At 68.8% G+C, this 14,069-nt stretch carries 15 protein-coding genes; 7 read left to right on the forward strand and 8 right to left on the reverse strand.

Annotated features, from left to right (window positions below):
- Positions 1–125 precede the first annotated feature (125 nt).
- Positions 126–581, forward strand: coding sequence for an Hsp20/alpha crystallin family protein (locus EIO58_RS05345; protein WP_127818634.1), 456 nt, complete (start codon positions 126–128; stop codon positions 579–581).
- 51 nt (positions 582–632) lie between these two features.
- On the opposite strand, the gene EIO58_RS05350 is transcribed toward EIO58_RS05345, so the two are convergent.
- Positions 633–1,223 carry a thymidine kinase gene (locus tag EIO58_RS05350; RefSeq protein WP_127818635.1) on the reverse strand — a complete coding sequence of 197 codons (591 nt, stop codon included), beginning with the start codon at positions 1,221–1,223 and terminating at the stop codon, positions 633–635.
- Positions 1,224–1,289: 66 nt separating this feature from the next.
- Between EIO58_RS05350 and EIO58_RS05355 the strand changes: the two genes are divergently transcribed.
- Genes EIO58_RS05355 through EIO58_RS05370 form a run of 4 tightly spaced genes read left to right on the forward strand, consistent with a single transcriptional unit; the run spans position 1,290 to position 4,493 of the window.
- Positions 1,290–2,345, forward strand: a complete 1,056-nt coding sequence (locus tag EIO58_RS05355) for a DUF2804 domain-containing protein (RefSeq protein ID WP_127818636.1) — start codon at positions 1,290–1,292, stop codon at positions 2,343–2,345.
- A gap of 41 nt (positions 2,346–2,386) precedes the next feature.
- On the forward strand, positions 2,387–2,995 hold the full coding sequence (locus tag EIO58_RS05360) for a TetR/AcrR family transcriptional regulator (RefSeq protein ID WP_240658585.1): 609 nt from the start codon (positions 2,387–2,389) through the stop codon (positions 2,993–2,995).
- A 44-nt stretch (positions 2,996–3,039) separates the two neighbouring features.
- The gene (locus tag EIO58_RS05365; RefSeq protein WP_127818647.1) at positions 3,040–3,762 is read left to right on the forward strand and encodes an ABC transporter ATP-binding protein; all 723 of its coding nucleotides are present in this window, start codon (positions 3,040–3,042) and stop codon (positions 3,760–3,762) included.
- Positions 3,759–4,493, forward strand: coding sequence for an ABC transporter permease (locus EIO58_RS05370; RefSeq protein WP_127818637.1), 735 nt, complete (start codon positions 3,759–3,761; stop codon positions 4,491–4,493). Before EIO58_RS05365 ends, EIO58_RS05370 begins: the two co-directional genes overlap by 4 nt.
- Positions 4,494–4,568: 75 nt before the next feature.
- Here EIO58_RS05370 and EIO58_RS05375 read toward each other — a convergent pair whose 3' ends face one another.
- Positions 4,569–5,006 (reverse strand): MarR family winged helix-turn-helix transcriptional regulator, encoded by a 438-nt coding sequence (locus EIO58_RS05375; protein ID WP_127818638.1) that lies wholly within the window; start codon positions 5,004–5,006, stop codon positions 4,569–4,571.
- Between the two features lie 43 nt (positions 5,007–5,049).
- Here EIO58_RS05375 and EIO58_RS05380 point away from each other — a divergent pair, with 43 nt between their 5' ends.
- Both EIO58_RS05380 and EIO58_RS05385 read left to right on the forward strand, forming a co-directional pair.
- Positions 5,050–6,864 carry a DUF2207 domain-containing protein gene (locus tag EIO58_RS05380; protein WP_127818639.1) on the forward strand — a complete coding sequence of 605 codons (1,815 nt, stop codon included), beginning with the start codon at positions 5,050–5,052 and terminating at the stop codon, positions 6,862–6,864.
- Positions 6,865–6,966: 102 nt separating this feature from the next.
- Positions 6,967–8,631, forward strand: coding sequence for an alpha-amylase family protein (locus EIO58_RS05385; protein WP_127818640.1), 1,665 nt, complete (start codon positions 6,967–6,969; stop codon positions 8,629–8,631).
- 208 nt (positions 8,632–8,839) lie between these two features.
- On the opposite strand, the gene EIO58_RS05390 is transcribed toward EIO58_RS05385, so the two are convergent.
- The 6 genes from EIO58_RS05390 to EIO58_RS05415 form a co-directional block, all read right to left on the reverse strand.
- Entirely contained in the window at positions 8,840–9,181 is a 342-nt protein-coding gene (locus tag EIO58_RS05390; RefSeq protein WP_127818641.1) for a hypothetical protein, read from the reverse strand.
- Positions 9,178–9,861 carry an ABC transporter ATP-binding protein gene (locus tag EIO58_RS05395; RefSeq protein ID WP_127818642.1) on the reverse strand — a complete coding sequence of 228 codons (684 nt, stop codon included), beginning with the start codon at positions 9,859–9,861 and terminating at the stop codon, positions 9,178–9,180. The genes EIO58_RS05390 and EIO58_RS05395 overlap by 4 nt, the downstream gene beginning before the upstream one ends.
- Positions 9,862–9,863: 2 nt before the next feature.
- The gene (locus EIO58_RS05400) at positions 9,864–11,288 is read right to left on the reverse strand and encodes an ABC transporter permease (RefSeq protein WP_127818643.1); all 1,425 of its coding nucleotides are present in this window, start codon (positions 11,286–11,288) and stop codon (positions 9,864–9,866) included.
- Between the two features lie 95 nt (positions 11,289–11,383).
- A complete protein-coding gene (locus EIO58_RS05405) occupies positions 11,384–12,766 on the reverse strand; it encodes a HAMP domain-containing sensor histidine kinase (RefSeq protein ID WP_127818644.1) in 1,383 nt (460 codons plus the stop codon).
- The gene (locus EIO58_RS05410) at positions 12,763–13,431 is read right to left on the reverse strand and encodes a response regulator transcription factor (RefSeq protein ID WP_240658586.1); all 669 of its coding nucleotides are present in this window, start codon (positions 13,429–13,431) and stop codon (positions 12,763–12,765) included. The genes EIO58_RS05405 and EIO58_RS05410 overlap by 4 nt, the downstream gene beginning before the upstream one ends.
- A gap of 304 nt (positions 13,432–13,735) precedes the next feature.
- Positions 13,736–14,069: aggregation-promoting factor C-terminal-like domain-containing protein (locus EIO58_RS05415; RefSeq protein ID WP_446723896.1), on the reverse strand; the 334-nt coding region annotated here is incomplete at its 5' end.

Here is a 14,069-nt window from a genome sequence, read left to right on the forward strand (position 1 = left end):
CGGCGGGTCGGGAGTCCGTTCGTTCAGAGCGAACAGCGGAGCACTTAGCACTCGACGGTCGAGAGTGCTAATCTGTGGGTAGTTGAGTCGAGTGGGCTCAACTTCAAGACAGAGAGGAGACAACCATGGCCACCTACGACCCGTTCCGTGACCTCGACCGCCTCGCGTCGAGTCTCTTCGACACGCGCCGCGGCCCGCGCCGCATGCCGATGGACCTCTACCGCGACGGCGATCACTACGTGCTGACCGCCGACCTGCCGGGCATCGACCCGGGCTCGGTCGACATCGACGTCGACGGCCAGCTGCTGACGATCCGCGCCGAGCGCACGCTCACCACGGGTGAAGGCGTCAAGTGGATCACGCGCGAGCGCGAGGCCGCCAGCTTCCTGCGGCAGCTCAACCTCGGCCAGGGCATCGACAACGACCGCATCGCGGCGAGCTACAGCAACGGCGTGCTGAGCGTCACGATCCCGGTGAGCGAGCAGGCCAAGCCCCGCAAGATCGAGGTGATGGCCGAGAACAGCAGCCCGACCATCCAGGCGCACGAGTCTCAGGAGACACCTCAGCCGATCGAGCAGTAGCGATCGGCTTCGAACGGATGCCTCGTCCCGCCGGGACGGGGCATCCGTCGTTCATGCCGCCGACGGCCGGTCGCCCGTGAAATGCCGGCGGCATCTGGCCTGGTACGACTCGATGCCGCCGACCTGCTCGCGCGTCGGGAGGTTCGGGTCGCCGACCTCGCCCGCGGCGAGACGCTGGTGGAACGCGGCATCCGCCCCGCACACCGCGCACACCGCCGTGAGCTTGAGGACGTCCTCGGCGATGGCCATGAGCGACGGAAGCGGTTCGAACGGGCGGCCGTCGAAGGTGACGCACAGGCCCGCGACGATCACGTTCAGCCCCCCGGTGACGAGCGTGCTCACGGCGGGCACGAGGTCGGCGCTGAAGAACTGCGCCTCGTCGACGGCGACGAGGTCGAGGCTGCGGCCGCGCACGTGCGACAGGAGCGTGTGGACATCGGGCACCGAGCTGGACTCGACGCTGAGTCCCGAGTGCGAGCTCACCTGCCCGAGGCCTCTTCGATCGTCGAGGGAGTGGCTGACGACCTCGACCGAGAGTCCCGCGATTCGCGCGCGCCGCACGCGGCGGAGCAGCTCTTCGGACTTGCCGGCGAACATCGGTCCGGCGACGACCTGCAGACGGGCGAATTCGGGCGTGTGCATGGCGCCCACCCTACGGCGCCGTAGAATCGAAGCACCCGAAATCACGGACCGTCAGCAAGGATGCCGATGACCGCATATTCCCCCGCGCCCGGTGCCCCGCTCCAAGAGCTCACCCAGCCGACGTCGCTCACGCTGCCCAGCGGCCGCCTCAACCCGGACGCCGTCGGCTGGGCGCGTCAGCCGATCGTCGACACGTCGGGCATCGCGCGGGGCCGCGGACGCAACAAGCGCTGGGAGTACTGGAACGTCACCACCCCGACCCACATCCTCGCGCTCACGGTCTCGTCGATCGACTACGCCGCCGTGCACGAGGTCTGGGTGCTCGACCGCGCCGCCGAGCGCTCGTGGGGAAAGACCGCCACCGTGATCGCTGCCCGTGGCGCCGAGCTGCCGGCAGGCGTGGAGAGCGGCCGTGCACGGGCGCGTGCGAAGGATCTCGAGATCGACATCGACCCTTCGACAGGCTCGGGGCCCGAAGCAGGCTCAGCGCCCGGGGCCGGAACGCGCCTGCGGGCGCGGACCCCGGATGTCGCGTTCGATGTCTTCGCGGAGCTTCCGCAGGGGCACGAGCGCCTGGCCGTGGTGGTGCCGTGGAGCAGCACCCGATTCCAGTACACCGTGAAGGATGTCGCGCGGCCGGCGTCGGGCTCGGTGACGATCGAGGGCGTCACCTACGACGTGCCGGCCGGGGGATCGTGGGCGGTGCTCGACCACGGCCGCGGCCGTTGGCCCTACGACGTCCGGCGGAACTGGGGAGCGGGCTCGGGCCGCTCGGCAGGTCACGTCATCGGCATCCAGGTCGGCGGCCGTTGGACCGAGGGCACCGGTTCCACCGAGAACGCCGTCTACGTCGACGGCCGGCTCCACAAGATCCACGAAGAGCTCACCTGGCAGTACGACCTCGCCGGCTGGCGAAAACCCTGGCGTGTCTCGGGCGGCGGGCTCGAGGCATCCTTCAAGCCGTTCTACGACAAGACGTCGCGCCTGAACCTCGGCGTCGTCTCGGCGCGCACCGACCAATGCTTCGGGCACTGGTCGGGCACCTTCGCGGTGCCCGGCGGGCAGTCGCTGGCGTTCGCGGGCATCCTGGGCTGGGCCGAAGAGGTGCACAACCGCTGGTGACGACGGATGCCCCGGCCGAGGCCCCGTCGTAGGCTGAGCGCGTGGTGGAATACGTCGTGCCGACGCCCAAGCGCCGCCGGGGACGCCCGCGGGCGGGTGAGTCCGATGCGCGTGAGCGGATCCTCGCCGCGGCGATCGACGAGTTCGGTGAGCAGGGGTACGACGGCGCCACGATGCGCGCGATCGCCGCGCGGGCCGGCGTGGACTCGGCGCTCGTGCACCACTACTTCGGCACCAAAGCCGACCTGTTCGCCGAGACCATCGGTGTGCCGATGCGCCCCGATCTCGCGATCCCCGACATCCTCGCGGGGCCCGAGCGCGAGGTGGGCGAGCGCATCGCGCGCTACATCCTGGAGTCGTGGGAACAGCCCGAGGTGCGCCGACGCGGGGTCGCGCTGCTGCGCACGACGATCGGCAACAGGCTCACCACGCCGCTGCTGGCGGCGTTCCTCTCGCGCGAGCTGCTCTCGCGCATCGCGCGGGCCCTCGAGGTCGACGACGCCGAGCTGCGTGCGACGCTGGTCGCCTCGCAGATCGCCGGCCTCCTCATCACTCGCTACGTCGTGCGACTCCCTGCGCTGGCCGAGGCATCCGTCGACGACCTGGTGGCCCGCGTCGCGCCGAACCTGCAGCGCTACCTGTACGGCTGAGGGGGTTGACGCCGCCGTCCTCCCGGCGAATAATTCATCGCGTGATGAATATCGGGAGGACGGATGCCGTGCAGCTGCGCGGCCTTCACGTGCGGCGCGGCTCGACCGAGGTCTTCACCGGCCTCGATCTCGACATTCCGCGCGGCCAGATCACGGGTCTGCTCGGCCCATCGGGCTGTGGCAAGACGACGTTGATGCGCTCCATCGTGGGCGTGCAGAAGGTTGCAGCGGGAACGGTCACCGTACTCGGCGAGCCGGCAGGGTCGCGGTCCCTCCGCCGCCGCGTCGCCTACGACACGCAGGCGGCGTCCGTGTACGGCGACCTCACGATCCACCAGAACCTGCGTTACTTCGCACGGCTCATCGGTGCGCCTCGCAGCGATGTCGATCGCGTGCTCGAGCACGTCGGGCTCGTCGGCCAGCGGCACCAGACGATCGACTCGCTCAGCGGCGGCCAGGAGAGCCGCGTCTCGCTCGCGGTCGCGATGCTCGGCGCACCCGAGGTCATCGTGCTCGACGAGCCCACCGTCGGGCTCGATCCGCTGCTGCGCTCGGAGCTGTGGGAGGTGTTCCGCGGCCTTGCCGACGCCGGAGCGACGCTCCTCGTCTCGAGTCATGTGATGGACGAGGCGCTCCGCTGCGATCGCCTTGTGCTGCTGCGCGCGGGCCGGATCATCGCCGACACGACCCCGCCGGGGCTTCTCGCCGATACCGGCACGGCGGACCCGGATGCCGCATTCCTTGCCCTCATCGAGCGTGCCGCATGAACGGCGCACGCATGTTCGCCACGGCCGGGCGCGTGCTGCGGCAGCTGAGCCACGACCCGCGGTCCATCGCGCTGATGCTCATCGCCCCGAGTCTGCTCGTCGGGCTCTTCGCGTGGCTCTTCAGCGACCAGGAGGGTGTGTTCGATCAGTTCGGCGGACCGATCCTGGGCCTCTTCCCGTTCATCGTCATGTTCCTCATCACCTCGATCACGACGCTGCGCGAGCGTCGGTCGGGAACCCTTGAGCGCCTCATGACCACGCCGATCGGCAAGGCCGAGTTCATCCTCGGCTACGGCCTGGCGTTCGGCCTCATGGCGACGCTGCAGGCGGTCATCACGGTGACGTTCGCAGTCTGGGTATGCGGTCTCGAGGTTGAGGGACCGGTGTGGCAGCTCGGTCTCGTCGCGATCGTGGATGCGATCCTCGGCACCGCACTGGGGCTGCTGGCGAGCGCGTTCGCGCGCACCGAGTTCCAGGCCGTGCAGTTCATGCCGCTCATCGTGTTCCCGCAGATCATCCTCGGCGGTCTGTTCATGCCGCGCGAGGACATGCCCGAAGTGCTCTACACGATCTCTGACTGGCTGCCGCTGAGCTACGCGATCGACACCATCAACGCGGTCATGGCCGACGACGAGGGCGGGGACGTGTTCGGGCCGCTGCTCATCGTCGTGGCCTTCGCGGTGGGCGCGCTCGCTCTGGCGTCACTCACGCTCCGCCGCCGCACGCCGTAGCGAACCGCCGGCCCTGAGCTTGTCGAAGGGCGCTTCGACAAGCTCAGCGACCGGTGGTCAGCGACGGGGGAGACGTCAGCACCCGGGCTGCTTCTTCCGCAGCTTCGCGGTGAGGTCGCGCAGCTGAGCCAGCTCGTCGTCGTTCAGCAGCGACATCCGCTCGGCGATGGCCCTGCCGTGCGCGCTCGCGATCCGGCGGAACAGGGCGGATCCGGCATCCGTCGCCTTCACCAGGGACCCGCGGCCGTCGTCAGGATCCGCGCACTTCGTGATGAGGCCACGTGCGACCATGCGATCGACCAGCCGCGACACGCTCGGCTGACTGATCAGCATGTTGGCCGTCACGTCGCGCAGGCGCGCGGTCATGTCGTCGCCGCGCGTCACGGTGAGGAGCACGTCGTACTCGCCCTGGCTGAGGATGCCGTCGAAGTCGTCGTTGACGTCGCCGAAGATCTCGTGCTGCGCGCGGAAGAGGCTCTCCCACGCGTCGATGGCGAGACGGCGATCGGTCATAGCGACAAGATTACGGTCAACCGGCACCTCTAGGCTGGCCACCATGGGGACTTCTGCGATCGCGTCGTCGCACCGGCGGATCCGGTGGGTGGCGACGCGGCTGCTGGCGACGCTGCTGGGCGGACTCGTGATCACGGCAGCTGGCCTGGGCGCGTCGGCGGCGCGGGCCGACGTCGATGACTTCGCGTTCGAGAGCCTGGATGTTCACTACGAGCTCGGCCGCACCGACGAGGGCGTGAGCACCGTGACCGTCGTCGAGACGTTCGTGGCGCTGTTTCCCGAGTTCGATCAGAACCGCGGCATGCGCCGCACGGTCCCCGAGTCGTACCAGGGAGCGCCGCTGAACCTCGAGCTCGTCTCGATCACCGATGAGAACGGGGCACCCCGGAGCGCCGAGGTCGAGTCGGAGGACGGCTTGTATCTCATGACGTCGCGCGCCGACGACTACGTGCACGGCCGTCAGACCTACGTCTTCACCTACACCCTCGAGAACGTCACGCGCTTGTTCGCCGACACGGACTCCGACGAGTTCTACTGGGACGTCAACGGCACCGACTGGCCCCAGCCGTTCGGGCGAGTCACCGCGCACGTGACGATGTCGGACGAGCTCTCGGACGCGCGTACGGGTCAGCAGGCCTGCTACAGCGGGCAGCAGGGATCGACGTCGCAGGACTGCGCCATCGTCGACATCGACGGCGGGGTCGAGGCGTCGGCGGGGCCTCTCGAGCCGTATCAGACCCTGACGATCGCGATCGGCTTCGACGCCGACACGTTCACCGAGTTCGACTCGTCGTACCTCGCCTCGCCGTGGGGGTGGCTGCAGGGCGCCGTCGCACTGCTCGGACTGGGCGGCGCGGTCACGGCGGCCGCGGTGTCGCGACGGCGGCACCTGCGCGACGAGCCGGGGCGGTCGGTCATCATCGCCGAGTACACGCCGCCTCGCGAGGTCGACGCGCTCGAGAGCGCGGTGCTGCTGGGACTGTCGACCAAGGCCATCCCGGCCGAGGTACTCGAGCAGGCCGTAGTCGGCAGCATCCGCATCGAGGAAGGCCATCGCAAGGTGTTCGGCGGCGTCAAGCTCAAGGCGGTGCTCGTCGACCCGTCGCGCGCCGACGGCGACGGGCGGATGCTGCTCGAAGGCCTCTTCCCGCACGGCATACCGGGCGAGGAGTTCGAGTTCGGCCGCAGCGACACCAGGTTCTCCTCGGCCGCGCAGAAGATCCTGAAGGCCGCGAACAAGGAGCTCACGACGCGCGGACTGCGTCGATCCGTGCCGGCGAAGGCCCGCGTGTGGCCGGTGCTGGGGGCGATTCTCGCGGCGGTACTGGTCGTTCTCCTCGGGTTCGGCGCGCTGTCGGCGTTCGTCCACCCGCTCGTCCCGATCGTGCTGATCATCGCGGCGGTGGTGGCGGTGTTCGTCGTCGTCGGGGTGATTGCCCACAAGCCGCTGACGGCCGCGGGTGCGGAGGTGCGCGACCACCTCGCGGGGCTCAAGCAGTTCATCGAGTGGGCCGAGGCCGACCGCATCCGCATGCTGCAGTCCCCGCGGGGCGCAGAGCGCGTGCCGGTCGACGTGTCGGATCCGCGTGTGAAGCTCAGGCTCTACGAGGTGCTGCTGCCGTACGCCGTGGTTTTCGGGCAAGAGAAGCAGTGGGCGCGCGAGCTCGCGGTGCTCTACGGCGACGGCAACTCCCCGGGGTGGTATTCGGGCGGCTCGGGATTCAACGCCGCGGCGTTCTCGGCCGGCATCTCGCACCTGTCGTCTTCGACGGCATCCTCGTCGTCGACCTCGGGTGGTTCGTCGGGCGGCGGATCCGCCGGCGGCGGAGGGGGTGGCGGGGGAGGCGGCGGCGTATGAGCCGGATGCCGAGAACCGCGGCCCGTCCGCGCGGATAGCGGATCGCGTGCCGCTGCGAAAGGGGCTGTCGCGCCGCCGGCCCTCGCGGCACACTCGGACCCCATGAGGATCACCGACACCAGCGACCTGTGGTGGAAGTCGGCAGTCATCTACTGCCTCGACGTCGAGACGTACCTCGATTCGAACGGCGACGGGGTGGGCGACCTGCAGGGACTCGCGGCGCGCATCGACTACCTCGCGCAGCTGGGCGTCACCTGCCTGTGGCTGATGCCCTTCTACCCATCGCCCGATCTCGACGACGGCTACGACGTCACCGATTTCTACGGCATCGACCCGCGGCTGGGCAATCACGGCGCCTTCGTCGAGATGGTGCGCACAGCGAACGACCGTGGCATGCGCGTGATCGTCGACCTCGTCGTCAATCACACGTCGGATCGGCATCCCTGGTTCGTCGCGGCGAAGCGGAGCGTGAACTCGCCGTACCGCGACTTCTACGTGTGGCGTGACGATCCGCCTCCGAAGGGCCAGAAGAACGCGGTGTTCCCGGGCGAGGCGGACGGCATCTGGACGAAGGACGAGAAGTCGGGGCAGTGGTACCTGCACAGCTTCTACGAACACCAGCCCGACCTCAACGTCGCGAATCCGGCGGTGCGCGACGAGATCGCGCGGACCATCGGGTTCTGGCTGCAGGTCGGCGTCGCGGGCTTCCGCGTGGACGCCGTGCCGTTCCTGCTGGAGGTGCCCGAGGGTGCCGAGATGGCCGATCCCCACGACTTCCTGCGCGACGTGCGGCGGTTCATGCAGCGGCGGTCGAGCGAGGCGGCGCTGCTGGGCGAGGTCAACCTGCCCTACGAGCAGCAGGTGGCGTACTTCGGCGCGAACGACCGGCACGAGCTGACGATGCAGTTCGACTTCGTCGCGATGCAGCGGCTGTATCTGTCGCTCGTACGGCAGGATCCGGCTCCGTTGATCGAGGCGCTGAAGAAGCGGCCGAGGCTTCCGGTCGAGGCCCAGTGGGCGAACTTCCTGCGCAATCACGACGAGCTCACCCTCGACCAATTGAGCGAGGACGATCGGCTCGAGGTGTTCGAGGCGCTTGCCTCCGACGAGCGGCAGCGCGTGTACGGGCGCGGCATCGTGCGTCGCCTGCCGACGATGCTGCAGGGCGATCCGCGCCGCATCCGCATGGCGTACAGCCTGCTGTTCACGCTCCCGGGCACACCGGTGCTGTTCTACGGCGAAGAGATCGGCATGGGCGAGAACTCCGAGATCCCGGGGCGTCAGGCCGTGCGCACCCCCATGCAGTGGTCGGCCGACCGCAATGGCGGGTTCTCGGATGCCGCGGCCTCACGGCTCGTGTCGAAGCCGCCGTCCGACGGCTACGCGCCGGAACACGTCAACGTCGCGGATCAGATCGAGGATCGCGACTCGCTGCTGCACTTCTTCCGCGACCTCATCTCGCGCTACCGCATCTCGCCGGAGCTCGGGTGGGGCGAGTTCGAGGTGATCGATCAGGATGCGGTGTCGGTGCTCGTGCACTCGCTGCGGGCCGATGTGGGGCGGATGGTCGCGGTGCACAACTTCGCGGACGTGCCGGCGGCCGTGCGCTTCACGATCGACGACGAGCCAGAAGGCGCCGCGCTGGTCGATCTGCTCGAGGCACACCGGTTCGAGCTCGGCGACCGCGGTCGGGTCGACCTCGAGGTGGCGCCGTACGGATACCGGTGGTTTCGCGTGTCGCGGCCGGGCGATGGCCGCGTGACGTGAGGCGCGGCGGTCGCGTCAACTGCGCGAGACAAGAGTAAGGGCCGGTCGGAGAGGCTTACCGACCGGCCCTTGTCCCTTGCACCAAGAGTGTCCTGCAATCACATGTCGGCAGCTGCCACAGCAAAACAACTACCGTGCATGCACTCTATAACGGCGAGGTAACGATGGCAAGGGTTTGTCGTTATCTTTTCGTGACCCTGCGCACCGATCACGTCGGAACGCTGTCGAACAGGTCTTCCAGGTCGTCCTCCGGCGGCGTCGGCCGCGCGGTGGTCTGTTGCGCCACGATCGTCCTTCGAGGCGAGGGTGTGCTCCGCAGCAGCACCCAGCCCAGCGCCGCCAGGGTCACGGCGGCGATCGAATAGACACCCACGTTGCTCATGAAATACGACGCGACGTCGAACTCCGTGCCCTCGCCGAGTTGACCGGACTCCCGGGCAGTGCGGATGAGCGCGTCCGCCTGAGCGAACGCCCACACCGCATATCCTGCGAGGGCCGCCGCCATCGTGAACAGAGCGCCACCGCCGGCCCGTCCAGCCACGTCGGTCATGCGCGGCGCCCCGCTTTCGTGATCTGCTCCATCCTGCCGTTTCGAATGCCCAGAACCACGTCGGCGATCTCGGTGACCCGGCGGGAGTGAGTCACGATGATGACGCAGCGGTCGTCGTCGTGAGCGAGGCGCGAGAGGATCTCGAGGATGTCCTCTTCCGTCTCGTGATCGAGGTTGCCAGTCGGCTCGTCAGCGACGATGATCGCCGGGTCGTGCGCGATCGCCCGCGCGATCGCGACACGCTGCTGTTGGCCGCCCGACAGCTTGAGGACAGTCCGATCGGCCGATTCGCGGTCGATCCCCAGTCGCGCGAGCAGGCTGTAGGCGAAGTCGCGCTTGTGCGCCACCCCGCTTCCGGAGATCTGCATACTCAGCACGATGTTCTGCACCGCAGTGAGGTCCGTGAGCAGGTTGAAGCCCTGGAACACGACTCCGATGCCGCGGGCACGGTAAGCGTCGCGGTCGAGCGTCTTCAGATCGGCGCCCTCGAAGAGCACCTCGCCCTTGCGGCAGACGTCCAGACCGGCGATGAGCGACAGGAGCGTCGACTTCCCGGATCCCGACTTGCCCACGATCGTGTAGACGCGGCCGCGCTCGAATCGCGCGCTGACGCCCCGCAGCACATCACGCTCGGTTCCGCCATAACGGTAGGTCACATCCTTCAAAGCCAATGCAGTCATCTTCAGTTCCTCTCCTGCAGGATCTTGATGGGTTCGTACTTGGTGATGCGGCTGAGCGCGATCGCGCCGGCCAGCGCCGCCAGCAGCAACGCGACTCCGCCTATCTGCGCAATGGTGATCGGCGTGAGCGCGACGCTCAGCTCGGTCAGCGGTTCGGCGTCGACGGGACTGCCGCCCATTCCGGGCATCATCATGGGCCCGCCCTCCTGCGTGGCGTTCTCCGCCGCCTCGATCTGCCCCGCCAGGAGCAGGTCGCTCACGGGCTGAGCTGTGACGGCACCGAGGACGAGGCCCAGCGCCGTGCAGGCGGCGGTGATCGCGAGGATCTCTGCGCCGAGCCCGAGAGACACAGCCGACTTCTTCATGCCCATCGCCCTGAGCACGCCGATCTCGTACTTGCGCTCCCGGATCGCGATGGATGTCAGCAGGGCGATCGTCACGCCGCCGAAGACCAGCACGAGGATCATGAACGTCAGGGAGATCGACTGAAGGCCCTCGACCGGGCCGACGATCTGGTCGTACGCGGCCTCGTCGGTCGCGACGTCGAACACCTCGGGCAGCCCTTTCGCACGAGCCTCCGCGGTGAACGCCTCGAGCAGATCGGGCGACTTCAGCGAGAAGGTGCCGGAGATCTGCATTCCCCGAAGATCGGCGACGTACTCCTGGACCACGGTGTCGTACGTGGTCAGGATCTGGTTGCGTGTGTTCGTGAAGGCGTTCTGCATCCGGTCCTGGCCGTACTCGTCGGTCAGGTCGTCGTACGTGCCGACGATCGTCACGTCGTATGCGATGTCCTCCGACACGCCCGCTTCGATGTCGTTGAGCTGTCCCGTGAGGTGCACCGTGTCACCGATCGCAAGGCCGGCTTCAGATGCGAGGTCGGTGCTGATGATGGCCTCGTCCAGGGCATCGGGGAACTCTCCGTCGGCCAGCGCGCGACTCCCGTCCTCGAATTCGGCGAAGGACCCGCCGCGCAGCGACGCGGTGTACTCCATCACATCGGGCGTGTCCGTGGCGGCGCCGGGGCCCGCCACCATGAGGCCGCTTCCGCCACCCAGCTCGGCCTCGTCGATCGTCGTGATCCCTTCGGGCACGACGCCCGTCGTTGCGGTGTAGACCGCGTTGGCCAGGTATTCGGAGTCGCCGAGGTCCATGTAGAGCTGCTCGTCGATGGTCGGCATCGACATGCGCACTGCGCCGTCCGTGCTCGTCGCCATCGCTTCTTCGCGCACCTTGTCCATGTTCGGCTGGAAGCGCACCTCCGAGCTGAAGCGCTCCCGGTAGTCGGCGATGATCGCTGCCGACGTGGAGCTGATCATCAGCGCGATCACGCTCGCCGCGATCACGACGAGGATGATCGCTCCGAGCAGGAGATTGCGCCCTCGATGACGCCACACGTTGCTCAACGCGTTCTGGAGTATGTACATCTGCGGCCCTCCGCTGTCTCGAGCACGGGCGATCCCGTGCGCGATCACGCTACGAATGCCGCATGAGCTGGAGATAGGCCGTGAGTAAGACGCGCTTATCCCGCGCCCCGCACGGGCCACCGCAGAGTGAACACGGCGCCACCGCCTGGTCTGTTCGCTGCGGACGTCTCGCCGCCGAGTGCGACGGCGGCCTGAGCGACGATGGCCAGCCCCAGCCCTGCGCCATGCCGCTCCCGAGCTGCGGTCCCGCGGAAGAACCTCTCGAACAGGTGGGGGATCTCCTCGTCGCGGAGCCCGTGCCCGCGGTCGCGTACCTCGATCGCATGACTGTCGCGATCGGTGCGTACCTCGACCTCGACCGTTCCTGCGGGCCCGCTCGCCTGCAGCGCGTTGCGCACGAGGTTCGACACTGCGCGCTCGAGCGTCGCCTGGCGTACGAGGGCGTCGCGCGGTTCGCCCGAGACCGTGACCGTCGCCGCAGGGTTCACGCGGCGCGTGCGAGCGACGGCGCGTTCGACCAGTGGCAGAAGGGCGGCACGCGTGGGAGCCTCCGACTCGATCTGGCCACGGGCGAGGTCGACGACCTCGGCGACCAGTTCCGTGAGGGCCGCGACCTGATCGTCCAAGTCGCGCAGCAGCTCCGCCCTGGACTTCGCCGGCACCTCCAGACCGTCGTGCTCCGCGCGCAGGAGCAGTCCGAAGTCGTTGCGCAGCACGGCGAGTGGAGTCCGCAGCTCATGGCTCGCGTTCTCTATCAGCTCTCGCTGCTGACCCCGCGCGGCCTCCAGCCCGGCCAGCATGGCATTCATGGAATCGGCGAGGCGACCGAGCTCGTCGGCTCTGTCTCCGACGTCGATGCGCGCGGTGAGGTCGTTGGTGCGCCGCACGGACTCGGTCGCCGCGACCAGCCGGTCGACCGGGCGGAGGGCGGATCTCGACACCAGCCAGCCGCCCACCGCGGCGACCGCGATCCCGCCGAGGGCGGTGCCGACCAGCGCCCATCCGATGCGGCTGAGTGTGCCATCCAAGGCCGCGAGTGGCTGGAAGAGCCGCAGGATGCCGCCGTCGTCGAGTCGTACCGAGAGCAGCCGGTACGACTGCCCGCCGAGAGTCACGTCGTCCAGGCGGGGCGTCTGCGTGACAGGGGCCGGGGGTCGCCATCCCGGCTCGGCGAGCGCGAGCTCCGCGCCGCCGAAGGTCACTTGCCGCGCGACCGAACCGTCGGGCGCGACGACCTGGACGCCGGTGGGCTCGTCCTGGACGAGCATGACGAAGCGACGGTCGGTTTGTCCATCCGCAGGCAGGACCGCCGGCAGGTCGGCGATGCGGTCGAGCCGTGTCTGACGCGAGAGAAGCCGGTCGTCCACCTCCTGCAGCAGCCCTTGCCGCACGAGCGCCCAGCCCACGAGCGCTGCTGCGACGACCGCCAGTGCCACGGCGGCGGAGGCGATCGCGGTCAGCCGCGCGCGCAGACTCATGCATCCACCCGCAGGGCGTAACCGACGCCGCGGACAGTGCGGATCGCATCGGGCAAACCCGCAGCGGAGAGCTTGCGGCGCAGATATCCCACGTAGACCTCGGCGGCGTTGGACTCCTCGTCGAGCTCCCCGCTCCACACTTCGGCATACAGCTGAGATCGAGTGAGCACCTGCCCGATGTGCCGCATCAACATCTCGAGCAAGGCGAACTCCGTTCGTGTCAGCATCAGCTGCTCTCCCCGGACGGTCGCCGCCCAGTTGTCAGAGTCGAGTCGCAGCGGTCCGCACTCGAGGGGCGCCCTGTGCGTCCGGTCGCCGACGAGCCGGCGCCGCAGTGCCCGCAACCGGGCAAGCAGCTCCGCATACGCGAACGGCTTGACGAGGTAGTCGTCTGCGCCGGCATCGAGGCCTGCGACGCGGTCGCCGATGCTGTCGCGTGCCGTGAGCATCAGCACCGGTGTGCGATCGCCCGTGGAGCGCAGCCGGCGGCAGACGCTGAGACCATCCGTACGCGGCATGGTCACGTCGAGAACGATGATCTCGGGGCGGCTTCGAGCGATGACGTCGAGCGCCTGCTCGCCTTCGACGGCGGTCAGCACGTCATAGCCCTCGAAGGCCAGCGAGCGCGCGACTGATCGCAGGAACGCCGATTCGTCATCGGCCACGAGGATCCGCATCCTTTCATCGTCTGATTCCGACCTAAGAAGCGGATATGAAGCGTGCCTGCGCGGCCTGTCAGCTCGCACGCACTCGTCACGCTTCTGCCGCGCCCGCCCGGCCCGCATCATCCACGACTGTTCTAGACGACGGGTGATGCATGGGTACAGTCGTCGCGGCGACGCTCGGTGCGATCGCATTCGCGGCTGTCACGCGCTGTAGCCGGCACTGGCAGTGTGCGGAGCCTGGGTGCCCGTCGTCGTCGGCGCGTGGTTCGCAGCCGTCGCCGCGGGCGCGACCGAGCGTCGGTCGTCAGTACCAGTTGGTGGCCTGCGAGTGCCCCCACGCGGCGCACGGGGTGCCGTAGGCGCGGGCGATGTAGTCCAGGCCCCAGCGGATCTGCGTGGTGGCGTTGGTCTGCCAGTCGGCGCCGGCGCTGGCCATCTTGTCGCCGGGGAGCGACTGCGGGATGCCGGTGGCGCCGCTCGAGGGGTTGTAGGCCTGGTAGTCCCAGCCCGACTCCTTGGTCCACAGCGACTCGAGGCACGAGAACTGCCCGTCGCCCCAGCCGTGGTCCGAGGCGGCGAGCCGGCGGGCGGTCGCCTTCGCTCCGTCCGGGGTGTTCGCCTCGGCCTGCGCCGCGGCC

Source organism: Microbacterium sp. CPCC 204701, from assembly GCF_004010105.1.
Taxonomy (GTDB): domain Bacteria; phylum Actinomycetota; class Actinomycetes; order Actinomycetales; family Microbacteriaceae; genus Microbacterium.